General features: G+C 52.0%; 22 protein-coding genes. 13 read left to right on the top strand and 9 right to left on the bottom strand.

The annotated features are described in order from the left end of the window. Position 1 precedes the first annotated feature (1 nt). Genes ACW9SV_RS01670 through ACW9SV_RS01660 form a run of 3 tightly spaced genes read left to right on the top strand, consistent with a single transcriptional unit; the run spans position 2 to position 4,544 of the window. A complete protein-coding gene (locus tag ACW9SV_RS01670) occupies positions 2–1,726 on the top strand; it encodes a peptidase domain-containing ABC transporter (protein WP_479555000.1) in 1,725 nt (574 codons plus the stop codon). Beyond that, complete coding sequence (locus ACW9SV_RS01665) at positions 1,726–3,102, top strand: HlyD family secretion protein (RefSeq protein WP_479554999.1); 1,377 nt, start codon at positions 1,726–1,728, stop codon at positions 3,100–3,102. The genes ACW9SV_RS01670 and ACW9SV_RS01665 overlap by 1 nt, the downstream gene beginning before the upstream one ends. Further along, a complete protein-coding gene (locus ACW9SV_RS01660; protein ID WP_479554998.1) occupies positions 3,099–4,544 on the top strand; it encodes a TolC family protein in 1,446 nt (481 codons plus the stop codon). Before ACW9SV_RS01665 ends, ACW9SV_RS01660 begins: the two co-directional genes overlap by 4 nt. Before the next feature lie 2 nt (positions 4,545–4,546). Here the strand turns inward: ACW9SV_RS01660 and corA are convergent, their stop codons facing one another. Further along, entirely contained in the window at positions 4,547–5,671 is a 1,125-nt protein-coding gene (corA, locus tag ACW9SV_RS01655) for a magnesium/cobalt transporter CorA (protein ID WP_479554997.1), read from the bottom strand. Positions 5,672–5,806: 135 nt separating this feature from the next. After that, positions 5,807–6,400 carry an IMPACT family protein gene (locus ACW9SV_RS01650; RefSeq protein WP_479554996.1) on the bottom strand — a complete coding sequence of 198 codons (594 nt, stop codon included), beginning with the start codon at positions 6,398–6,400 and terminating at the stop codon, positions 5,807–5,809. A gap of 168 nt (positions 6,401–6,568) precedes the next feature. Here ACW9SV_RS01650 and ACW9SV_RS01645 point away from each other — a divergent pair, with 168 nt between their 5' ends. From ACW9SV_RS01645 to ACW9SV_RS01625, 5 genes are all read left to right on the top strand, one after another. Then, a complete protein-coding gene (locus ACW9SV_RS01645; RefSeq protein ID WP_479554995.1) occupies positions 6,569–6,973 on the top strand; it encodes a sugar 3,4-ketoisomerase in 405 nt (134 codons plus the stop codon). A 1-nt stretch (position 6,974) separates the two neighbouring features. Then, complete coding sequence (locus ACW9SV_RS01640; protein ID WP_479554994.1) at positions 6,975–7,955, top strand: GNAT family N-acetyltransferase; 981 nt, start codon at positions 6,975–6,977, stop codon at positions 7,953–7,955. A gap of 185 nt (positions 7,956–8,140) precedes the next feature. After that, entirely contained in the window at positions 8,141–9,256 is a 1,116-nt protein-coding gene (locus ACW9SV_RS01635; RefSeq protein ID WP_479554993.1) for a DegT/DnrJ/EryC1/StrS family aminotransferase, read from the top strand. A 116-nt stretch (positions 9,257–9,372) separates the two neighbouring features. Then, on the top strand, positions 9,373–10,650 hold the full coding sequence (locus tag ACW9SV_RS01630; RefSeq protein WP_479554992.1) for an MATE family efflux transporter: 1,278 nt from the start codon (positions 9,373–9,375) through the stop codon (positions 10,648–10,650). Beyond that, entirely contained in the window at positions 10,647–11,615 is a 969-nt protein-coding gene (locus tag ACW9SV_RS01625; protein ID WP_479554991.1) for a glycosyltransferase family 2 protein, read from the top strand. The genes ACW9SV_RS01630 and ACW9SV_RS01625 overlap by 4 nt, the downstream gene beginning before the upstream one ends. Here ACW9SV_RS01625 and ACW9SV_RS01620 read toward each other — a convergent pair. Continuing rightward, positions 11,539–13,002: a N,N-dimethylformamidase beta subunit family domain-containing protein gene (locus ACW9SV_RS01620; RefSeq protein ID WP_479554990.1), complete on the bottom strand. Its 1,464-nt coding sequence runs from the start codon at positions 13,000–13,002 to the stop codon at positions 11,539–11,541. The genes ACW9SV_RS01625 and ACW9SV_RS01620 overlap by 77 nt on opposite strands. Then, on the bottom strand, positions 12,989–13,756 hold the full coding sequence (locus ACW9SV_RS01615) for a class I SAM-dependent methyltransferase (protein ID WP_479554989.1): 768 nt from the start codon (positions 13,754–13,756) through the stop codon (positions 12,989–12,991). The genes ACW9SV_RS01620 and ACW9SV_RS01615 overlap by 14 nt, the downstream gene beginning before the upstream one ends. 204 nt (positions 13,757–13,960) lie before the next feature. On the opposite strand from ACW9SV_RS01615, the gene ACW9SV_RS01610 reads away from it, so the two are divergent. Continuing rightward, the gene (locus tag ACW9SV_RS01610) at positions 13,961–14,944 is read left to right on the top strand and encodes an acyl-ACP desaturase (RefSeq protein WP_479554988.1); all 984 of its coding nucleotides are present in this window, start codon (positions 13,961–13,963) and stop codon (positions 14,942–14,944) included. Between the two features lie 140 nt (positions 14,945–15,084). Here the strand turns inward: ACW9SV_RS01610 and ACW9SV_RS01605 are convergent, their stop codons facing one another. Continuing rightward, positions 15,085–15,372, bottom strand: coding sequence for a DUF427 domain-containing protein (locus ACW9SV_RS01605; protein ID WP_479554987.1), 288 nt, complete (start codon positions 15,370–15,372; stop codon positions 15,085–15,087). A 137-nt stretch (positions 15,373–15,509) separates the two neighbouring features. Between ACW9SV_RS01605 and ACW9SV_RS01600 the strand changes: the two genes are divergently transcribed. Beyond that, complete coding sequence (locus ACW9SV_RS01600) at positions 15,510–16,610, top strand: vWA domain-containing protein (protein ID WP_479554986.1); 1,101 nt, start codon at positions 15,510–15,512, stop codon at positions 16,608–16,610. 88 nt (positions 16,611–16,698) lie between these two features. Here the strand turns inward: ACW9SV_RS01600 and ACW9SV_RS01595 are convergent, their stop codons facing one another. Continuing rightward, the gene (locus ACW9SV_RS01595; RefSeq protein ID WP_479554985.1) at positions 16,699–16,833 is read right to left on the bottom strand and encodes a hypothetical protein; all 135 of its coding nucleotides are present in this window, start codon (positions 16,831–16,833) and stop codon (positions 16,699–16,701) included. A gap of 157 nt (positions 16,834–16,990) precedes the next feature. On the opposite strand from ACW9SV_RS01595, the gene ACW9SV_RS01590 reads away from it, so the two are divergent. Next, on the top strand, positions 16,991–18,529 hold the full coding sequence (locus ACW9SV_RS01590; protein ID WP_479554984.1) for a sigma 54-interacting transcriptional regulator: 1,539 nt from the start codon (positions 16,991–16,993) through the stop codon (positions 18,527–18,529). Positions 18,530–18,740: 211 nt separating this feature from the next. Continuing rightward, positions 18,741–19,496, top strand: coding sequence for a ZIP family metal transporter (locus tag ACW9SV_RS01585; RefSeq protein WP_479554983.1), 756 nt, complete (start codon positions 18,741–18,743; stop codon positions 19,494–19,496). Positions 19,497–19,609: 113 nt separating this feature from the next. On the opposite strand, the gene ACW9SV_RS01580 is transcribed toward ACW9SV_RS01585, so the two are convergent. Next, positions 19,610–20,068 carry a peptidylprolyl isomerase gene (locus ACW9SV_RS01580; protein ID WP_479554982.1) on the bottom strand — a complete coding sequence of 153 codons (459 nt, stop codon included), beginning with the start codon at positions 20,066–20,068 and terminating at the stop codon, positions 19,610–19,612. 241 nt (positions 20,069–20,309) lie between these two features. On the opposite strand from ACW9SV_RS01580, the gene ACW9SV_RS01575 reads away from it, so the two are divergent. Then, positions 20,310–20,867, top strand: a complete 558-nt coding sequence (locus tag ACW9SV_RS01575) for an NUDIX hydrolase (protein WP_479554981.1) — start codon at positions 20,310–20,312, stop codon at positions 20,865–20,867. 100 nt (positions 20,868–20,967) lie between these two features. Here ACW9SV_RS01575 and rsgA read toward each other — a convergent pair whose 3' ends face one another. Both rsgA and ACW9SV_RS01565 read right to left on the bottom strand, forming a co-directional pair. Next, on the bottom strand, positions 20,968–21,891 hold the full coding sequence (gene rsgA / locus ACW9SV_RS01570; RefSeq protein ID WP_479554980.1) for a ribosome small subunit-dependent GTPase A: 924 nt from the start codon (positions 21,889–21,891) through the stop codon (positions 20,968–20,970). Beyond that, positions 21,888–23,144 carry a 3-deoxy-D-manno-octulosonic acid transferase gene (locus tag ACW9SV_RS01565; protein WP_479554979.1) on the bottom strand — a complete coding sequence of 419 codons (1,257 nt, stop codon included), beginning with the start codon at positions 23,142–23,144 and terminating at the stop codon, positions 21,888–21,890. Before ACW9SV_RS01565 ends, rsgA begins: the two co-directional genes overlap by 4 nt. Positions 23,145–23,248: the final 104 nt, after the last annotated feature.

Below are 23,248 nucleotides of genomic sequence, written 5' to 3'. Positions count from 1 at the left end.
TATGGCACAACAAGTAACTGGAAAGCCCAGCCCCTTCAAGCGGTTTGTGGACCTGTTGTCTTCTGAACGGAAGGTAATTGGCTACATCTACCTCTACGCGATCTTTTCTGGTATTGTGAACCTGTCGCTGCCTCTGGGGATTCAGAGCCTTATCGGGTTCGTTTCGGGCGGGCAGTTGGTTACCTCCGTCTCGGTGCTCATCTTCTTCATAGTGATAGGGGTGTTGGTAGTGGGAGGGTTGCAGGTCATGCAGCTTTCGCTGGTAGAACACATTCAACAGCGCATCTTCGCGACAAAGGCTTTTCAGTTCACCACGCACCTCACCAATATTAAAAGTAACGAACTAGCGGCCCAGAACCTGCCCGAGATGATGAACCGGTTCTTTGATGTGGTCTCCCTGCAGAAAGGGTTGGCCAAAATGCTCACCGATTTCTCGGCGGCGGCCATCCAGATCTTGTTCGGGCTCATATTGCTTTCCTTCTATCACTCTTACTTCATTTTCTTTGGCCTGGTGCTCATCACCCTCCTGGTACTGGTGCTGCGGCTCACCAGCCCTAAAGGCATGCGTACCAGCCTGGAAGAATCTAAATACAAGTACCGGTTGGTGCATTGGCTGGAGGAGATGGCCCGCAACATTATGGTGTTTAAATCTGCCTCACATGAAAAGCTATCGCTGGAAAAAACCGACTATTATACCAGCGGGTACCTGAAAGCCAGAGAGGCGCACTTCAAAGTCTTGATTACCCAGTACATTGGGTTTGTGGGTTTTAAAACCGTGATTACGGCCGGGCTGTTGCTCATGGGTAGTTTGCTGCTCGTGAACCAGGAGATAAATCTGGGGCAGTTTGTGGCCTCTGAGATCATCATCATTTTAATTATCAATGCAGTGGAAAAACTGCTGGTGAAGCTGGATGTGGTGTATGATGTGTTAACCAGCCTTGAAAAACTGGGTGGGGTCACCGATCTGCCCATGGAAGAGAGCAAAGGATTGTCCAGAGAACTTCCGGCTCCCCATCAGGGAATCTCTGTTCAGATCAAAGACGTGGCGTTCCGCTATGCTGGGGCGAAGAAATGGGCCTTGCAGGGAGTAAACCTTACGGTAGCGTCTGGAGACAAGATTTGCCTGGCGGGCTCCGAAGAAGCCGGCAGGTCTACTTTGCTCCAGATCTTGGCCGGTATCCACACTGAGTATGAGGGTACGGTGGTGTTCAACGGCTTGTCGCTGCGCGAGTATGACCCGGAGGTGATGCACGAGCAGATCGGCTTTTACCTCTTGCCGGGCCGCTTGTTTGAAGGCACCATTCTGGAAAACATCACCATGGGGCAGCCCAACGTGAATCTGGATGACGTGCTGTGGGCGCTGCAGATGGTGGAACTCACAGAATACATCCAATCACAGACCGAAGGACTCTATACCCATATCCATAGCTACTCCCCGGGGGTGCCGGAGGGCATTCTCCAGCGGCTGGCTCTGGCCCGCAGCATTGCTCGCAAACCCAAATTGCTGCTGCTGGACAACTTCCTGCCGGCGGTAAAAAAATCGCTTCGGGAGCGTATTGCCCAGCGCCTAGTTAATACTGAAATATCCTGGACGGTGCTCCTCATCTCCAATGACCCCGCCATCATGCGCCTCTGCCACCGGGTGGCTTTGCTGCAAAGCGGCCGGGTGGTGAAAGAATTGGTAAGTGAAAACGCAGCAATTGAGGAGCTAAACAGCATTGTGTAATGGAAAAGCAGACTTCTAACCATCCCCTCCCACAGACTTGGGAGCAGTTTAACTCCTTTCAATTGGTAACCAAGCCCCGTCTGGCCAAGGTAATGGCGTACTGGTGCGTGAGTTTGTTTGGGTTGCTGTTCATTGGTTCCCTGTTTCCCTGGACGCAGAATATCCGCTCCGCTGGGTCCGTGACCACGCTACAGCCGCAGGACCGACCCCAGACAGTACATAGCACCATTGCCGGCCGCATAGAGAAATGGCAGGTGCAGGAAGGTCAGAAAGTGAAGAAAGGCGATACCCTCATTGTGCTGTCTGAGGTGAAAGAGAAGTACTTTGACCCGCAGTTGCTCAGCCGCATGGAAGAGCAACTGCAGGCAAAAGGAGGGAGTCTGTCCGCCACGCAGGCCAAGGCAGATGCACTTGCCAACCAGATCACCGCCCTGCAGGAAGGCTTGCAATTCAGTTTGCAGAAAGCCCGCAACAAAACCCGGCAGGCCTACTTAAAGGTGCAGAGCGACAGTGCAGATCTGGTAGCCATCAATGCGGAATATGAGGTGGCCCAGGCGCAGTACGCCCGGCAGGAGAAACTCTACGAGCAGGGACTGAAGTCCTTAACCGAGCTGGAGAGCCGCCGATTGAAGTTCCAGGAAGTGCGGGCCAAACGCCAGAGTACGCAAAACAAGCTCAACATCAGCCGCAACGAGCAGCAAAACGCCCGCATTGAGCTTTCGTCACTTGAAGCGGAGTACCAGGACAAAATCTCCAAAGCCCGTTCAGACCTGAATGCCACCCTGGCTTACATCAATGACACCAAGGGGGAGATCTCCAAAATGCAGAATGAATACTCCAACACCCAAATCCGGAGCTCCTTTTACCAGGTGACCGCACCGCAGGACGGCTATGTGGTGAGGGCACTGAAAGCGGGCATTGGCGAAACCATCAAAGAAGGGGAGGCGGTCTGCAGCATTATGCCGGCAAACCCGCAGTTGGCGGTGCAATTGTATGTAGCCCCCATGGATGTACCGCTGCTAGAGGTGGGGCGTAAGGTACGCCTGCAGTTTGAAGGGTGGCCGGCGCTGGTGTTCTCGGGATGGCCTAATGTGGGGTTCGGTACGTTTGGTGGCAAAGTAGCTGTGATTGACAATATTGACAGCCAGGGGAAATACCGCATCCTGGTGGTGCCAGATCCAAACAGCGCTCCATGGCCTGAGGCCATTCGGGTTGGCTCCGGGGCTTATGGTTGGGCTATGCTCAATGATGTACCCATTTGGTATGAGTTCTGGCGGCAGTTGAATGCCTTCCCGCCCGATTACGTGGGAACAGTGAACAGTGAGCAGAAAGGAGGCAAAGCCGAAAAGGCAGCAGGAGAAGGAGGCGAAAAATGAAAATAAGGCACACACTCCTTGGATGGATGGCCAGCGTACTGCTGTTACTTACAAGTAGGGCAACCCAGGCAGCTGACACTACCGCGGTGTTCACCATCCATGACCTGATGGGGCAGATTGCCGTGCACCACCCGGTGGCCCGTCAGGCGCAGCAACTCTCAGAACAAGCCCTGCAGGAGATCCGGATGGCGCGGGGAGCGTTTGATCCGGTGCTGGCTTCCAAGTACTACACCAAAGAGCTGGGAGGGAAGAACTACTTCACGCTCTGGGACAATGTGTTGAAGGTGCCGCTTTGGGTAGGAGAACTCAAAGCTGGCTATGAGCGCAACATTGGGGCCAATGTGAACCCAGAGAACGTGACGGCTCCGCAGGGGTTGAACTACGTAGGCATCTCCGTTCCGCTGGGGCAAGGCCTTTTGATTGACGAACGACGCGCAACGCTATTGCAGGCGAGACAGGCACAGGAACTTGCCGAAGCCGATCGGGTCAAGAACATCAACAAACTGCTGTTTGACGCCGCCAAAGCCTATTGGGACTGGGCCTACGCCTACCAGCGGTGGCAGTTGCTGGAACAGGGCTACCAATTGGCCCAGGTACGGCTAGAGGCGGTGAAAGAGCGCGTGAAGCAAGGCGATTTAGCGGCCATTGACTCCGTGGAGGCGAAAATTGAAGTCCAGAACCGCTTGGCTATGTTGGGGCAGGCGCGCGTGGAAAGCCAGAATGCGGCCTTAATGGTGTCTAATTTCCTGTGGGGCGAAAACAACACTCCATTGGAAATACCCCCAGGGGTAGCCCCTTCGCTGGAGGGCACTGACATTGAACCTGTGTCGCCGGGTGAGTTAACCGACATGCTGACAAATGCCCAGGAACGCCATCCTGAAGTAACCAAGCTACAGGTAAAATTAAGGCAATTGGAGGTAGAGCGGCGTTTCTCGCAGAACAAGTTACTGCCTAAGCTTAATCTGGACTACAACCTCATTGGGAAAGGAGGCACCATGGGTACTGAGTGGCTGGCAGGAAGCTACGCCTCCAATAATTACAAGCTAGGTGCCAGCTTTAGTGTTCCAATTCTCCTGCGCCAGGAGCGGGGGAAACTACAGTTGACCCGGCTCAAGATTAACGCGGCCCACCTGCAGCTGAAACAGACCTCACGCGAAAACCAGAATCAGGTGCAAGCCGCCTATAATGAACGGCAACTACTGGAAGAGCAGATTGTACTGCAAGAGCAGATTATTGCCAATAACACCCTCATGCGCAACGGAGAGCAGCAGCGGTTTGAGAACGGCGAAAGCTCCCTGTTCCTGATCAACACCCGTGAAATGAACCTGCTTACCCAGCAGATCAAACTCCTGGAGCTTAAAAGCAAGTACGGGAAAGCTAAATACTACCTGCAATGGGCCGCCGGAAATCTGGCGCATGGCACCTCAGAAACTGTTTTGTAAACTCAGTCCTTAGAAAGCCACCCTTTGCGGTAAAAGTAGTAGACCATGCCGCTAACTACTAGCGCCATAAAGCCCAACAGCGTCACGTAGCCGTAAGGTTGATACAGCTCGGGCATGTTCAAGGGGTTAATGCCGCCTTTGGGGTTTTCGCGGGAAAAGTTCATGCCATAGAGTCCCACAATGAAACTCAAGGGAATGAACACGGTGGAAATCATGGTGAGTACCTTCATGACCTCGTTCATGCGGTTGCTCACGTTGGAGAGGTACAAATCCGTAAGGCTGCTGGTAATCTCTTTGTAGTTGTCCACCAGGTCTATGAGTTGGATAGCGTGGTCGTAGATGTCTTTGAAGTAAATTTTTAGTTCCTGCGGAATGAGGTGCTCGTCCATGCGCAGAATCTCGTTGATCATATCCCGCTCCGGCCACACGATACGCCGTATTTTCACTACCTCCCGTTTTAGATCCAGGATTTGGCTCAGAAGCTTTTTACTGGGTGAGGAGAAAAGGCAGTCTTCCAGTTCCTCGGCGTATTCGCCTAATTGCGCCATGGCCGGGAAGTAGTGGTCCAGTACCACATCAAGGATGGCGTAGGCCAGGTACATAACTGGTTTTTTCCGGATGGCGCCTTTTCCCACCCGTATCCTCTCTCGGAGGGTATCCAGGCAGTCTTCATAATCGCTCTGGAAGGTGATGACATAGTTAGGCCCGGTGAAGAGGGAGATCTGGTCATCGTCAATCTTGCGCTCCGGGGTGAACATGATCATCCTTGACACAATGAACAGCCGGTTATGGTCTTCCTCTATTTTAGGGCGCTGATAGTCATTGATCACATCCTCCATCTGCAAGGGGTGGATCTTGAAATCGGTCATGATACGCTCCAGCAACTTCACATTTCCGTAGCCGCGCACATCAATCCAGTGCCGGGCATCCGGCGCCTGCCTGAAGGCTTCCATCATGGCATCATAGTCTGAGAACTCCTTCGCTTCATGCCTGTTTTCATCAAAAGACACCAGAAACAGTCGCGGCACCAAGGCATCTTTGGAGATGGATAAGGAACCCGGTTTCTGGCCTACGGTTCTTTCCAAGATGCTCTTGGTAGGTTGTCTGGTGATAAGAGGAATGCGCATGTAGGTCTTAAGGAATGGTGGGTGGCCGGTGTTTTGTAAGATGGATTTGATACGTAAACCAGAAAGGTAGGGATAAACCTGATTCTGCCCTATTTTTCTGAAAACAGACTCTAAATAGATGCTTCCCCGGGTTTGTCAAGCCTCCAGGGTTCCCCCGCTTTTCTGCAGCAGCCCTTCCACCTGGGTTGCCAGACTGGTACGAACCTCAAGAGTAAGGCGGCAGTCCAGGTTAAAATCCTGTTCTCTTACGGGCAGGTCAAAGTCTTTCACCACTTTCATGATCTCGTTCATCTGCTCGTAACCAAACTGGACGGTAAAAAAAGTGGTTTCGTGGCACTCCATGACCTGCGCCTGTTCCAGGGCATCGGCAGTAGCGGTTTTGTAGGCGTGGATCAAGCCGCCCACGCCCAGCTTCACACCCCCGAAATACCGGATCACCACCACCAGCACATTGCTTAGCCCCAGAGACTTGATCTGCCCCAGGATAGGGTCACCGGCCGAGTGGTTGGGTTCCCCGTCATCATTGGCGCGGTACGTAGCCCGGTTGGCTCCCAGCAAGTACGCGTAACAGTGGTGCCGGGCATCAAAGTACTCCTTCCGGAGAGCCGCCAGAATCTCCTTGATTTCTTCCTCGGTGCGCACCGGGTACGCTTTGGAGATGAACTTGCTTCCTTTCTCTTTGTACAGTCCCTCCACGGGGGCGGCGATGGTGCGGTAGGTGTCCTCCATGAAAAGCAAAAGTACGAAACGAAACAGAATAGACCGTGTAGCCTTTTTACCCCTGTTTTCAGGAAAAATACCTAAAAGGTTCTACTATGGGGTACTTTGCTTTTGCGGAGTAGGTGCGTCTTGGAAGGATGATTCCCGTTTATTTTGGTTTGCGTAACTTCGCGCCCGATGCTGCTTTCTGAACCTTATCTGCTTTCCTTTCTGCAACGGCCCGAAGCCACTGGCACGTTGATTTCTACCCAGGACGAAACTGGGCTTCCCTTTGCCGTGAAGCGTGTTTTCTGGGTATTTGCCTCTGAGCAGGGAGCAGAGCGCGGAGGCCATGCCCACCGCACAACCCAGGAGATCCTGACGGTAATGCAGGGAAGCGTGAAAGTAGAGACGCAGACAGCCCGGCAAAAGCAAGAGTTTCATTTGGGTTCTCTACAACAGGGACTGTACATTCCCCCTTTCTGCTGGATTTCGGTGCAGCCCTCGCCTAATGCTATTCTCTGTTGCATGACCTCCACCGTTTTTGAAGAGGCAGATTACATTAGGGAGTATGCCGAATTCAAAGCCCTGGTGCTTTCCTAACATGACAAGCGTAGGACCTGGAAATAAGTACGTGGTGAAAACGGCAGCCACTGCTGCGGAGAGGGAGAGCTTGCCGCCTTTCTCCTTTGATGTTTTCCTGTACCTAAGACCAGAACACGTGGTCCTGCAAGCCGGACCTAACTGGCAGATGTTTGTGCTGGTCAATACTTATAAAAACCAAATTGACGGGATAGCGCATTTCTTCAGGGAGGAAAAAACCGGGTTCTCTCCGTGGCGGGCGCCCTTTGGGGGTATTCAGGTTCCCCCAGAAGTACCAGCTGAGGCGGCTACCGCTTTTATTCAGTTTCTGCAGCAAACCCTCAAAGAGCAGGAGGTCACTCAGGTAAAATGGCTCCAATGCCCAGATGCTTACTCCCCCACGACTAATGGCTGGGTAAGAAGCTTGCTTCCTGGTTTAGGGTATTACCTGGCATTTGACCAGTTGAACCATCATATCTCGGTTTCAGAGGCTCCTTTTAAAGCCCAGATGCATGCTTCCATCAAGAGGCGTTTGGCGAAATGCCAGAAGGCAGGCTTCACCTTTCAGCAGGAAACTATTCAAGAGCTACCAGAAGCGTATGCTTTCCTGAAGCAATGCCGGGAGGAGAAGCAAAAGCCGCTTTCCTTATCCCTGCCGCAATTAACGCGCTACTTTGAGTTGTTTCCTGAGCGTTATCTGCTTTTCACTGTTCGGCGTGGTCAAGAACTGGCGGCAATAGGTGTGGCGGTTTTGATAAACAACCAGATTCTAAATCACCTGTACCCAGCCAGCCCTACTCGTTTTAATGCCTACAGCCCTTCGGTTCTGTTAAATGCGGGATTGTACCAGTACTGCCAAGACCATCAGATTCCCATGTTGGATCTAGGCGTCTCGGCTCCGGCGGGTGAACCTGAGGAAGCCTATACGGGTCTGTTTACGTTCAAGGAGCGTTTGGGTGGCATTAAATCCTGGAAGCCTACCTTTTTCTGGAAAGAAGAATGATTGCATGAGGGAGAGAAGGGGGTAAGGGATGAATTGCTTTAGCGCTTTCAATCTGTTTTACTCTATGCAGCTTTAAAACGCTTGTTGTAAGCTAAGCTCCCTCTTACTTCTTTTGCATTCAGAAAATCCTGTGCTTCCAGCAAGCCCTTATTCTCTCATTCAATCAATCAACAGGTACTCCATTCATGCACGTTCCCTTTTTTACATTTCGTGATTTTCCGGCAGGCCTTCAGCAGCGGATAGAAGGTGCGCTTTTGACGGAGTTACGGAAAAACCAACTCATCTTAGGGCCATCGGTCACCAGGTTTGAGCAGGCATTTGGCCAGTTTTTGGGCGGGGGTGAGGTGATTGGCGTGGGGAATGGCTATGATGCCCTGGTGCTGAGCTTAAAGGCACTGGGAGTGGGGCCCGGTGATGAGGTGGTGGTACCCGCTAATGGGTATATCGCTACCATTAACGCGGTGCAGCAAGTAGGTGCCAAGCCCGTGTTTGCGGAGCCTGATTCGCAAACTTATAACATCACAGCCGCCACCATTTTACCGGTGCTTACCTCTCAGACCAAGGCAATTTTACCCATTCATTTGTATGGCCAAAGTTGTGAGTTAGATGGGTTGTTGGAGCTGTGCCAAAGCAGGGGTTTAGAATTGATCGAAGACTTCGCGCAAGCGCAGGGGGCGCTCTACAAAGGCAAACCCGTAGGTACGTTTGGAAGAATCAATGCCACCAGTTTCTATCCGACCAAAAACTTAGGGGCCGTGGGTGACGGGGGGGCGGTGGTCACCCGTGATTTGGCCTTAGCCGATTGGGTTCGGCAGTACCATAATTACGGCCAATCTAAACGCTATGAATATGCCCAGGCCGGTGTCAACTCCCGGCTAGATTCCATCCAGGCGGCAGTTTTGTCAGAAAAGCTGGTTTCTCTGGATTTTCTGAACCGAGAGCGGAAACGCCTGGCCCAGGTTTACCTGCAGGCTCTGGCTGGTGTAGAAGATCTTTGCTTGCCCGTCACCACTTCTGATTCCACCGATCATATTTACCACCTCTTTGTGGTCCGTACTCAGCGCCGCGATAAGCTGAAACAGTTCCTGCAAGAGAAAGGAGTTCAGACACTAGTGCATTACCCTCTTCCTCCGCACCTGCAAAAGGCGTATGAGCCATTAGGGTACCGGTTGGGAGATTTCCCCCTAACCGAGGAGCTTGCCCGTACCAGCCTGAGTTTGCCGATCTTTCCCGGAATGACCGATCAGGAGCAAGCCTACGTCATAGAGCAGATTCAGGAGTTTTTCAGGCGAATGAGGTAAACTAGCCAGCTGATTTATTGCCCCTTTCCGGAAAACAGCCCCATATTACACCCGTAGAAAACGAACCCGGAAACTGCTTGGGGGTAATTTGAGGGAAAATCTTCGTAGTTTGCACCATGGCGCGAAAGCAGCACTTGCGGCAATTTTTAAGGAATTCGGTTTGGTCGGGGCTTTCTACGGTGGCACGGGCAGGCAGTGCGCTCTTCATCAATAAGTTGTTTGCCGTGTATTATGGGCCGCATGGCATCACGCTGCTGGCCCACTTCCAAAACCTGATTGCGCTGCTCACCACCCTGCCTAACAGCGGCGTAAATGTGGGCCTGATTCGCCATTTGGCGCAGCAGGAGGTGGGGAGTGCTTCCTATCGGTCTTACTTCTGGGCGGGTTTCTTTCTCAACTTCACTACCTTTTTAGGGGCGGCAGCCGCTGTTTTCCTTTTTCCTACTTTTTTCCTGGAGCGGTTTGGCGAGGAAATGCTGGCCCAACAGGGATCGTTCAACCTCTGGGTTCTCCTGCTGCTCTTTGTCCTTCTCCTGTTACAGCTGTTCTGGTTATCGGTGCTGTTGGCCCGGCAGGCCTTACGCGCGTACGTCTACCTCAGTCTGCTTACCAGTTTGGTGAGCGTGGGCGTGATGTGGTGGGCCGTAGGAAAAGTAGACCTGCCTATTGCCTTGATGCTATTCCTGGCGGGGCAGAGTCTAAGCGGGTTGGTGGGTTTGGGCTTGGTCTTCTATAAACGTTTGATCCCTTCTTGGCATACCAAATTGCCGTTAGAGGTGGTGCAAAACCTGGGAAAGTTCCTGGTCATGGCGCTCTCCACGCTGGTTGGTGCAAAGTTAGTGGACTTTGTGGTGCGCGAAATGGCGATCCAGCAATTCTCCCTGCTGGAAACCGGGCTGTGGCAGTCGGTAGTGAAGATTTCTGACAGCTACACCATGGTGTACATCTCCATCTTGGGTATGGTGTATTATCCCAAAATTGCCGCCCTGCTTCCTCAGCCCGAAGCCCTGCGAGACTACGTGAAAAGCGTATTTGTGCTGCTGGTTCCCACGGTGGGCGCAGGATTGCTGGTGTTTTGGTGGCTTCGTGATTTCTTTATCCAGCTTTTGTTTCACCAGGAGTTTCTGGCCGCCCGCGACCTGATGGATTTACAATTAATGGGTGATTTCCTGAAAATGACGGCTTGGGTGCTTTCCTATATTGTGACAGTACAGGCCCGGGTAAAACTGTACATAATGACTCAATTGATTTCTGGGGTGCTGTACGTGGCCTTGGTAGCCTGGCTGATGCCGCTTCTGGGAGTAGATGGGTTACCCATGGCGCATGCTATCCGTTATGGCGTGTACCTGGTGTTCCACCTGTACCTTTTCCGGTCTTATTTCTTCTCTGCATGAACCCGCCCCTCGTCTCAGTCATCTGTCTCTGCTACAACCACGCAGCTTTTCTGCGCCAAGCCTTGGATTCTGTACTGGCTCAGACATATCCTAACGTAGAAATACTGGTGGTAGATGACCTAAGCTCCGACAATAGCGTGGAGATCATTGAGGAATATGTGCGGCGGAATCCTGAAATCAAGTTCCTGCAACATTTTCAGAACCAAGGTAATTGCGCTTCGTTCAATGAAGCCTTACGGCTGAGCACCGGGGAATTTATCATTGACTTTGCCACCGATGATGTTCTGCACCCAGAACGCGTAGCCCAGCAGGTAGAGGCGTTTCAACAGCTGCCCGATACCTATGGAGTGGTGTACACCGATGCCGAGCTCATAGACGAACAAGGAACTTCTCTAGGCTTCTTTTACACCCGTTCTGCCGCAGGTCAATTGTCGCCCCGACCTGCGCAAGGAGACGTATTTGCCGAGGTGCTGGGTCGCTACTATATATGCCCGCCCACCATGATGATGCGCCGGCAAGTACTGGAAGAACTGCAAGGCTATGATCCAGCCCTGGCCTATGAAGACTTTGATTTCTGGGTAAGGTCATCGCGGAACTGGCAGTACCATTTCTTGGACCAAGTGCTGTGCCAGCGCCGGATGCACCCGCATTCGCTTTCCCGGAAAGTGTACCAGAAAGGGGATAAACAGTTAGCCTCTACGGTTAAGGTCATCCAGAAAGCGCATAAGTTGGTTAGAACTCCGGAGGAGAAAGAGGCCTTGAAGGCCCGAATCCGGTATGAGGCCCGGCACGCTTATCTTACAGCCAATTACCCCGAGGCCTTGCAGTTATTGCGGCTGCTGGAAGCCGAAAATGGAATGACCGCCTTTTATAGACTACTCCAGGTGCTTACCCAAAAGAGGGTGCCGCTGCAGTTTCTCCGGCGATGGTACCATCGGTGGCGGTATGGGCGTACCGTCGCATAAAATTCTGGATTAAGGCCGTGAACACCGCATCTGCCCCCAGTCCCGACCCGCTGTGAATGGAACCGGTATTCAGGACGGCGTGAGAATCTGAAAGCTCTGTAAAGGTGAGTTCTCCGCCACCGCTTCCGTCCCAGCTTGGATCGTTTTCCTGGAAAACCGGTGAAGGATTAGAGGAAGCTTTATTCAGGCCTTTCGCCAACACCACAGTTTGGCGTGGAGTGCTCCAGGTTACTTTATCGGTTTCGTCTCCGCAGATAGGCAAACCGTCTATTCCTTTCTGCCCAAATAGATATCCAGCCTTCACAAGCGTATCTTCAAAGAGCCAATGGTCAGGTTGCAGCACCTGGTACGGCGCGAAAGTACCCATGCCGGGTTCTGAGAACTGGGCTCCTAGCAACTGAGCTTCTGGGTGAGGGGTATGGCGCCAGAGACAGCCTCTTTTAGCCTCGTTTTGGAAATAGAAGCCATTTTTTCGGCACTCTACCTGGGTGAAGTTCTGGTGCCATCTTACCTGCCAGTACATCTGGTTTCCGCCCAACGCCAATAGTGATTTCTGCTTTTTAAAGACCAGTTCTCTTAAAGCCGAGTACATGTTTTGGGAGAAATATTCTGCGTGGTAGGCGAGCACCAACACCTGGCACTTCTCAAACACTTCCGGGTGGGCTTCCAGGTAGTAATCAGGGTACAAGTCAGCCCCGTACTGCTGGGAAAACCAGTTGTAGATAGAAGCCTCCACCAACAGGTTATGCTGAAGCGGTTGGGTGCAGGTATAGGAGAGAGCTGTGTTGGGGCGCAGGGCCGAGACATACGCTGCCTGTCCTTCGCCCAAGGCGTTGCGGTAGAAAGATTGGCCTCCGTAGGCATTGTAAGCCAGCCAGGTAGTGACCGGTGCCAATACGGCTACTTTACTTTTAGCCGAGGTTGCGCCTACCAGGAAATGAATCTCAGCAGGCTCCTCCAACTCTGGGTTCGTTAACAAGGCGCGGTAATATCCCGGTGAAGTAGTGGGGGGCAATGGGTAAAGCCAGCCTATGGTCCAGAAACAACCCTCCTGCGCTTCGTTTAAGGTCTCTTTTTGCGGAATTGCATCAAAAGCGTGCTGGGTTAGTTCTTCCCATTCATCATCCGCTGCTTTCCTTTGAAGTAGGAGCAGGTTATGGTTTTGGACGGCCTTCAGGTGAAAGGAAACTGTTTCGCCGGGAAGGTAGAAATGTTTGTCTGTGTAGCCCTCTAAGGGTTTAGGCAGCATATCAGCTGAAACTTCATCGGCGGGCAAGGTGGGCTTGGGCCTGAGGCGCCAAGCAAAGTGTTTCAGAGGACCTACGGTTTTCAACAGGATTGGAAATAACGCCGGTAAAATCTGGCTCACCCGCTTACTTACCTTCATGAGAGGAAATAGCCACGAAAATAAGTTCTCCTTTCCCTAACCCTAACTTGGCCTGTTCTTCGGGAGAGCGGGAAAGGGCGTACTCAACCGAGGTCACCTCAAAGCCTTGGGTAGCTACCCGTTGCCCAAAATCCTGCCCATAGTTCCGGAACCGATCTGCCTGGCCGTAGGCTTGCAGGCGCTGCTCCGGCGTAATGGCCTCGGGTTTTTCCAGGGTGTAGGCTATGGGGTGCAGACGGGCCTGGAGCAACAGTTTCCCCCCGGGTTTCAGCACCCGGCGCAGTTCTTGCAGCGCTTTCCTATCATTGGGCACGTGCGCCAGAACGTGGGAGCAGAGAATCAGGTCAAAGGTGTCATCGAGGTAGGGCAGCGCCTGGATGTCCACGTGGTCCATGGCCACCGGGGAGGTAAGGTCGGCGCTGCGGTAACGGAGGTTCAGCAGGCCTTTGAGGCGCCGTTGCAAGATAGGCTCCGGAGCCATGTGCAGCACCTCCAGGGGCCGTTCGCTTATCTTCTCCTGTTCCTGCAAATACAACCACAAAAGGCGGTGCCGCTCCACGGTATGGCACCGGGGGCACAGCGCCTGCGGTCTGCGCTCGCTCCCGAAAGGCAAAAACGTGCGGAAGGAGGCATCGCAGAGCGGGCAATACACCTTGCTACCCATGTACAGCCAGCTTCTGGAAAGCCAGTAGAGCTTTCTGAGCGAGAGCCGGGTTTTGGCCGGAAGCACTTTCTTCAACAGAGGCAGGGGCATGGGCACAGGCAAGGTATCTCCAAAGATAAAAAAAACCGACTGTTTTTCTACTTAACCATAATTACTGACACCTTGCTGCTACATTTACGTATGAAAAAGTTCTAAAACCCTTCATGGTACCGGTTGGCGCACTTAGATATAGCACAGCGGCCGGGCTTTCTGCTGAAAGTTTGATATATTTGTTCTTCCATATCTAATGAATTTATGATTTCAAAGGCCCTAGCCACCCGTTCAGAGGTGATGATTTACGTGGAGAACTTCCTGGACACTGCCCTGCCGGAGTTCCTTAAATCTGTGGAAGATAGCTGGCAACCTGCCGATTTCTTGCCGGACGCCCGGTTTGATTCGTTTTTTGATGAGGTGCGGGAGCTGCGGGAACGTGCCCGTGAATTGTCCTATGACCTGTTGGCCGTCCTGATTGGAGATACCATCACCGAGGAGGCCCTGCCTACCTACGAGAGCTGGATCATGAGCATCAGGGAGGTGAACCGCAACCCAGATTCTTCCTGGATGAAGTGGAACCGCGGCTGGACCTCTGAAGAGAACCGCCATGGCGACCTCCTCAACCGTTACTTATACCTGACCGGCCGCATTGACATGCGCCAGATGGAAGCCTCTACCCAGTACTTGATCGCCGACGGCATGGACATCCAGACGGATGATGACCCGTACCGTAGCTTTGTATATACCTCTTTCCAGGAAACAGCCACCAACGTATCGCACCGCCGCGTGGGTGCCTTGGCTAAGAAAGCAGGGGAGACCACCTTATCCCGCATCTGTAACTTTATCGCCGCCGATGAAGGACGCCACGCTAAGGCCTACAAGACCTTCGTGAAGAAAATCTTTGAGGTAGACCCGTCAGAAATGATGATCGCCTTTGAAGACATGATGCGTAAGAAGATTGTGATGCCGGCGCACTACCTACGTGAGCTGGGAATTGATCAGGGCCAGACCTTCGGGCACTTCACCGATGCCGCCCAGCGTATTGGCGTGTACACTTCTTCTGACTATGTAGAGATCATGGAAACGCTTATCAGGGAGTGGAAAATCTCCAGCATGACCGGCTTGAACGAAGCCGGTGAGCGCGCCCGCGATTACTTAATGGCCTTGCCTAACCGTCTGCGCCGCGTGGCAGACCGTTTGCGCGTGCCAGAACTGCAATACAAATTCAAGTGGATTGACTCTTAAGCGACAGGTGATTTTAGCCTGATTTCCTTAAACTAAAACAAAAACGCCCTGCAGATCTTTCTGTAGGGCGTTTTGCTTCCAACATCACCATTCTAAAAGGTTTGGTCTTTTCTTGATCGATAGGATAGGTAGGGTGAAAATCAATTCTTGCCAACCACTTGCACCCCTTTCCAGAAAGCGATAAACCCTTCAATGTTTTTCGCTTTTTCCTGGGCTTGCGGATAGGTCCAGGCGGCATCTGGGTTTTCAAAATGACCTACCTGCAATGAAAAGTAAGAGGCTTCTCCCTTCCAGGAGCAAACGGAGTGGCGGGTGCTGGGTTTAAGGAATTCCCAACGCAAAGAGGAAGGCGGAAAGTAGTGATTGCCATCTACCTCTATGGTAGTATCACTCTCTGCAATAACGGTGTTTTTCCAGATAGCGCGCATATAGTATATGAAAATGGTATTTTAAAAATATTTATATTGTACTAATCTATCTTGTTTACTCTAATCTTAATAGAAGGTTACTAAATACAAGAACATTTGCGTTTACTTACTGTTAACTAAAAGATACTGAACAGCTCATGGCAGCCGGATATAGATTTACCGATTTCGTGCCGGAAGAACCCAAGGACAAGGGCTTTGAATCCTTGCTCCAGATATTCCTGCAATTGATTACCCTCACCGCCGGAGACGTGGCCGAAGCCATGTCCTGGATGAGCGAATTAGACAAGCGCTACAAACTCACCGACGACTCGTACGGACTAGGCGATTTCTTTGAGGACCTCAAAAAGAACGGCTACATAGATGACAAAGGCCCCGATGGGCAGTTCAAGCTACAAGCCAAAGGCGAGCAGCAGATCAGGAAGAGCGCCTTGGAAGAGATCTTCGGGAAACTGAAGAAAGGCGGCCGCGGAAACCATACCACCCCTAAAACCGGGATTGGGGATGAGATCTCTGCCGACCGGCGCGAGTTCCAGTTCGGTGACGCCCCTGAGCAGATTGAATTAACGGAGTCCATCCGTAACGCCCAGATCCACCACGGCATCGCCGATGATTTCTTCCTTACCGAACAGGACTTGGAGGTAACCGAGCGCGAGCACAAAACGCAGACCAGCACGGTGCTCATGATTGATATCTCGCACTCCATGATTCTGTATGGCGAGGACCGCATTACCCCCGCCAAGAAAGTAGCCATGGCCCTGGCGGAGTTGGTGAAACTCAAATACCCCAAAGACAATCTGGATATTATTGTGTTTGGCAACGATGCCTGGCAGATCAGCGTGAAAGACCTTCCATACCTAATGGTGGGGCCTTACCACACTAATACCGTGGCCGGTCTGGAACTAGCCATGGATTTGCTACGCCGTCGCAAAACCTCTAACAAGCAGATCTTCATGATCACCGATGGCAAGCCCACCTGCCTCAAAGAAGGCCTGAAATATTACAAGAATAGTTTTGGGCTGGACCGCAAGGTGGTAAACAAAACTTTGAACCTGGCCGCGCAGTGCAGAAGACTGGGAATTCCTATCACCACTTTCATGATTGCCTCAGACCCGTACCTGCAGCAGTTTGTGGAGGAATTCACCCAGGTAAACAACGGGCAGGCCTACTACAGCAGCCTTAAAGGCTTGGGCGACCTTGTGTTCAGGGACTATGGACGTAACCGGAAGAAGCGGTTGTAGTACCCTTGTTCAGGCAGATGCCATCGTTGAATTCTGCTTTTAACCTAGTTTAGCGTAAACAGGCTTAAAGCAGGTACAGCAAGATTTGCTATTTGCGCTTCAGGTCACGTTGGCGCAGCACATTGCCGATGGTGCCCAGTACAATGCAAATGGAAATCAGGTAATAAAAGTAGTTCTGCTCCAAGACGTGGGTAATCCGTAGAAAGGCACCAAGAACTGCCAAAAAAGCGCCTAAGAAGTAAACGATAGAATATATTTTCACCAGAATAGAAGTAAAAGAGAAACGTTCCCATAAACTTACTGCTTTACCGCTGTTTTCAAACAAATACGCTCAAAGCAGTGAACCCCAAATCAACCATAAACCACCAGCAAATTCAAAAATGCTTTATACCGATATACCTGCAGAGCAACTGCACAAGATCAAAACCCTGGGCCAACTGAAAGCCGCCGGCTATGAGCCTCAGTCTGTGAAAGAAGAATTACGCGCCAACCTTATAAAAAAATTAAGCAGCGGCGAGGAAGTGTTCCCCGGCATCTTCGGGTACGAGGAGACTGTGATTCCTGACCTGCAACGCGCCATCCTGAGCCGTCACCACATAAACCTGCTAGGCTTGCGCGGACAGGCCAAAACCCGTATCGCCCGCCTATTGGTGCAACTGCTGGACGAGTACGTGCCCGTGGTAGCCGGGTCTGAGTTGAACGACGATCCTTTGCAGCCGCTTTCCCGCTTTGCCCTGGACCAGATTTCCCACCACGGCGACGATACCCCCATCACTTGGCTGCACCGCGATGAGCGCTACACCGAGAAACTGGCAACCCCAGACGTATCAGTGGCAGATTTGATCGGGGATGCGGACCCTATCAAAGCGGCTACTTTGAAACTGCCGTACTCAGACGAGCGGGTGATTCACTTCGGCCTGATCCCACGGGCGCACCGGGGAATCTTTGTGATCAACGAGCTGCCCGATTTGCAGGCCCGTATTCAGGTGTCGTTGTTCAACATCTTGCAGGAAGGCGACATCCAGATCAGGGGCTTCAAGATCAGATTGCCGCTGGACATCCAGTTTGTGTTTACCGCCAACCCAGAGGACTATACCAACCGTGGTTCCATTGTAACTCCGCTCAAAGACCGGATCGACTCCCAGATTATTACCCACTATCCGAAGAGCATTGAGATAGGAAAGAGCATCACCAAGCAGGAAGCCCGTATCACCGAAGTACAGCAGGAGCGCGTGAAAGGCCACGAGCTTATTCATGACCTGGTGGAGCAGATTGCCTTTGAGGCCCGCGAGAGCGAGTACGTAGACGCCAAAAGCGGGGTCTCTGCGCGCCTCACTATCTCAGCCTATGAGAGCGTAGTGAGTGCCGCCGAAAGACGCGTGCTGTTGAACGCAGAGCCTACCACCCACGTACGCATCGCCGATTTCCTGGCCGCCGTACCCGCCGTTACTGGTAAAGTGGAGTTAGTGTACGAAGGCGAGCAGGAAGGCGCCGGGGGCGTGGCCTACCGCTTAATGGGCAAAGCTATCCGCACACAGTTCCTCAACTACTTCCCAGACCCAGACAAGTTCAAGAAGCAGAAAGACAAAGACCCGTACAAAAAAGTATCGGGGTGGTTTTCCGATGGCCACACATTAGACCTTTTAAACGATGCCTCCGATGCCGAGTACAAGCGCGTGCTGAATCAGGTGCCGGGCCTTTCCGAAGTCGTGAATAAGTTTCAACCTACGCCTAAAAGCGAAGCCGAGCACCTGTTCTGGATGGAATTCTGCCTTCATGGCTTGGCCGAGTACAGCCTCATTTCCAGGAATCGTCTCACCGCTGGGCTACAATTCAAAGACCTGCTCAGCAGCATGTTCTCCGGAGGCAGTTTCTCCCTGACCGATGATGACGAGGAGGATGACAATGACCGTTATTAAGCTGCTTTCCTGAAAAGGGGCATGAACCTACTTGCAACCAAAAAGCCGAGGCAGCAATGCTTCGGCTTTTTGCATTTACGGGGTGTTCATAGAGGTGTAAGCCTGTCAAAACCAATAGGCTCAACTCTTCACCCTCCAACCATCCCGCTGACACTGCGTACGAAACCTGATTCTGGAGTTGAACAAGTTGAACTAAGATAAATTGAATGTTATGCCGGTTTGGTTACAAGCTACTTTATGGGGATTGCTGGGTGGTGGGGCTTTGCTCATTGGGGCAGCCATTGGATATTACGCCAAAGTATCCATTAAAGTAGCTTCCAGCGTGATGGCTTTCGGAGCGGGGGTATTGATCTCCGCGCTGGCTTTTGATTTGATGGAAGAGGCTTACGAACAAGGCGGCTTTGATGCCACAGCCATTGGGTTCTTGGCCGGGGCGGCTGTGTATACCGGGGCTAATTGGCTGTTGAAGATGAAAGGAGCCCATGACCGCAAACGCTCTGGGGAGCAGCAGGTGTCAGAGGCCGAAGATGAAGGAAGCGGGCTGGCTTTGGCGGTTGGGGCCTTGATTGATGGCGTGCCCGAGTCCATCGCCATTGGCATCAGTATGATCTCGGGCAGTAAGGTAAGCTTTGCGGTAGTAGCGGCCGTGTTTCTGTCCAATGTGCCCGAGGGGCTTTCCAGTGCGGTGGGCATGAAAAAGGCTAATCGGAGCAAGGGCTACATCTTTGGGGTGTGGGGAGGCATTGCGCTAATCTCAGGGATATCGGCCTTATTGGGGTACACCGTGTTTAGTGGGCTTTCGCCGGATATCATTGCGGGAACCACTGCTTTGGCGGCGGGCGCCATCCTGGCCATGATCACCGACACCATGATCCCCGAGGCTTTTGAAGTCACCCATGATTTCACCGGGGTTATTACTGTGTTGGGTTTCCTGACCGCGTTTGTATTAAGCCACATGGGCGTGTAGAAAAAAGAACTCCGTTTTCCAGCTGTTTAGAAAAGCAGCCGCAAAACGGAGTTGGAAGGATTCATTGTTAATTGCTCATTATTTTAACAATCAACAATTAGCAAACAACAATATTAGGCTTCGTTTACTACAATCTTCTCAATTCTATCGCCAGCGCGGATATCGTCAATCACGTCCAGGCCTTCTACCACTTTCCCGAAGCAGGTGTGGTTGCGGTCCAAGTGCGCGGTATTGTTGCGGCTGTGGCAGATGAAGAACTGTGATCCGCCGGTGTTACGGCCTGCGTGCGCCATAGACAACACTCCACGATCGTGATACTGGTTGCCGCCGGTTAGTTCGCAGTCAATTTTATAGCCAGGTCCGCCAGTGCCGGGCATGCCTTTGGCGCCTTCGCGTGAGTTAGGGCAACCACCCTGGATCACGAAATCAGGCAGAACGCGGTGAAAAGTAAGACCATCGTAAAAACCTTCTTTGGCCAGTTTGGTGAAGTTCTCAACGGTTTTAGGGGCATCCTGCTCGTAAAACTCTACTTTCATGACACCCTTTTGGGTATGGATTTCTGCGGTTTTCATAGGTGATAATTATGCATTTAAATTAAAACAGTGCCACCGAGATGATATTCCAAGTGGCACTTGTTGCAAAGGTACGTAAATTTTCGGCCATCGGGTGATAGAGAAGAGGATGGGCGCTAGCCTTGGGTTTTTTAACTGTTTTATCAAAGAATCGATCAAACGACACTTAATTACCATAGGTTTGAAAAGAGCCGTTACCTTTAGGCCGCACCGTGTTCACCCGCCAGTAAGAAACGATTTTATGGAGTACTTAGCCATCTATGACCAGTTTAACCAACCCTTGCACCAGAACCTGCCTCGGCGCGAAGTCCACTTGCTGGGTCATTGGCACCGTACCTCCCAAATTTACGTGCTCCACCCCGAGAAAGGGTATCTCTGCCATCGGCGTAGTCCTTTGAAAGACTTGTTTCCCTCGCTCTGGGATGTGAGTATTGGAGGTCACCTGAGCCCTGAGGAAACCTATGAAAGCTGTGCCCTGCGTGAATTAGCCGAGGAACTTGGCATTCCGGTGCAGGTAGACGAGTTGGAGTTGGTGACTGTGGTAACGGTAGACGGCAAAGATGAGCAGGCGCAGTTGATAGACCGAGAGCACGTGGGCATTTTTCTGTATAAGACTGCGCTAGAGGAAGCTGATTTCAACGTGCAACAGGAAGAGATTGAGGAAGTAGAGTACCTGTCTTTGGCTGCCTTACGGGAAGAGCTGCAAAGCCCCAGCCCCCGACACGCCTACATTCCCATGCAGCAGCACTTCATGGAAATACTTGCCTTGCTAGAGCAGCACCAGAACCGGAAAAACTGATGAATTGAAGTAGCCTGCCTTTTGGGGCTACTTGTCAGAAAACAGCACCTAAACACCAAGCTCCAAAAACAGATTCAGACCTCAAGACTCAGAACTCTTTTTATCTGTGTGAGTCATCGTCCTGCAGCAGGCTCAGGTAGCTCTCGTAGCGGGGTAAGGCAATTTTTCCTTTTTTGACCGCGTCCTGTACCGCGCAACCTGGCTCATTCACGTGCACGCAGTTGTTGTATTTGCATTTATTCAGGCGCTCGCGCATCTCGGGGAAGTAGTGGGCGATCTCCTCGCGCTTCATCTCTACCACGCCCAGTTCCTTGATGCCCGGCGTGTCAATGAGGTAGGTGCCGGGCTCAACCTCAAACATCTCGGCGAAGGTGGTGGTGTGCACGCCTTTGTCTGAGAACGCAGAGATCTCGGAGGTTTTGATGTCCAGATCCGGCACCAAGGCGTTTACCAAAGTGCTTTTGCCCACCCCGGAGTGCCCCGTGAAAAGCGAAATCTTCTCTGCCAGCAAGCCCTGGACTTCCTGCAAGCCTTCGCCCGTATGTGCCGAGAGCGGATAGCAGGGGTAACCAATCTGGCTGTAGAGTTGCATCACCTGTTTAAGGTAGTCAAGCGCCTCCTCGTCGTACAAGTCTAATTTGTTGAAGAGCAGGGTGGCCGGTATGTCATACGCCTCCGCAGTGACCAGAAAACGGTCTATAAACCCAAAGGAGGTACGGGGAGACACCAACGTAACCACCAGAAAGGCCTGATCCAGGTTAGAGGCCACAATGTGGGCATGGTGGGCCTTGTGCGTGGATTTCCGGATGATGTAGTTACGGCGCGGTTTAATATCGGTGATGACGCCTTGCTGCTCGCCGCCCTCCGGTTCCATCGTGACTTCATCGCCTACGGCAATGGGGTTGCTTACCTTTAATCCTTTATTCTTGAACTTCCCGCGCAGGCGGCATTTGTGCAGCAAGCCATCTCCGTGGTCGCGCACCAAATACCATGAACCCGTCGATTTTACTACTGTTCCTGTCATACCTGGCGCGAAGGTAACCAATATTCCAACGAAGTTAAGATACGGTCGGTGGCGCCGGCCTGTTTCTGCAGATAGGCTTGGGTAGCAGCCTTTATTTTTTCAGAGGCCGCCGGGTTTTCATGCACCGCCAGAAACTTCTTGCTTAGGTCTTGGGAGGAGGTAACGCAAAAAGCAGCACCGGCATCTACCAGATCCTTCGCCTCCTGAAATTTAGTGTACTTGGTCCCAAAAAAGATAGGCGGACCGAAAGCAGCCGGTTCCAGCGTGTTATGAAGTCCTTTCCCAAACGCACCGCCTACGTAGGCGTAATCGGCGTACTGGTACAGGCTGGAGAGCATGCCAATGTTGTCAATGAGCAGGATGCGGTAAGAGGCCACGGTAGAGGTATCGGCTTGGGAAAACCGGATGGCCTTGCCCGAAAACTGTTCTTCTATCTCGCATAACTCCTTGTCTTTGATTTCATGCGGCGCCAGAATGAATTTCAAGTTGGGCAGCTGTTCCTGCATGAAGGGGAGAAGTACTTTCAGGTCCTCGGGCCAGCTGCTGCCAATCACCATCACTTGGGCATCTGCTTTAAAGGCCTTTGCGATGGGAATAGGTGCGGCGTGCTCCGCCGTCTGCAGTACCCGGTCTACCCGCGTATCGCCCACAGTGCTTACCTTATTGAACCCGATGCTGCCCAAAAGTTGCGCCGATTCTGCGTTTTGAGTATAGATGTGCGTGAAACGCTCCAAGATGCGCCGATAGAAACTGCCTTTCTTCTGAAAGTAGATCTGATTAGGCCGGAAAATAGCCGAAACAGAAAACAGTGGGATGTGGCGTTTCCGGAGGGCTTTGGTGTAATGGTGCCAAAACTCATACTTCACGAATACCGCCAAAACCGGCTTCACCAGGCTGATGAACTGATGGGCGTTGGCAGCTGTGTCTAGGGGCAAATAGAAGATGAAATCTGCCTGGGTGTAGTTTTTCCTGACTTCGTACCCAGAAGGCGAGAAGAACGTGAGCACGATCTTGAAGTCTGGAAACCGTTGCTTGAAGGCTTCAATGAGCGGCCGTCCCTGCTCAAACTCACCCAAACTGGCGCAGTGAAACCAAGCCACTGGTGCGGTGTTGCCGTTGAGCTTTTGCTTTATGGCTTCAAAGATGTTTTTGCGACCGTTTACCCATTGTGCCGCTTTGGGGTGAAAAGGAGCGGCTAACCGTACTCCTAACCCATATGCCCTAACACCAACTTCGTATAGAATCTTTGACATTATTAAATGGGGTTACTTAAGTACTACAGCGGATGATCACAGAAACCTGTTCCTTGCCGGAGAGGCCTATCTGGTAAATATATGGCCTAATCGCTTGGCAGACG

It is taken from the genome of Rufibacter sp. JT20002 (genome assembly GCF_056491185.1).
Note: the sequence above shows the minus strand (reverse complement) of the source record. Positions and strands in the feature narration are given on the sequence as shown.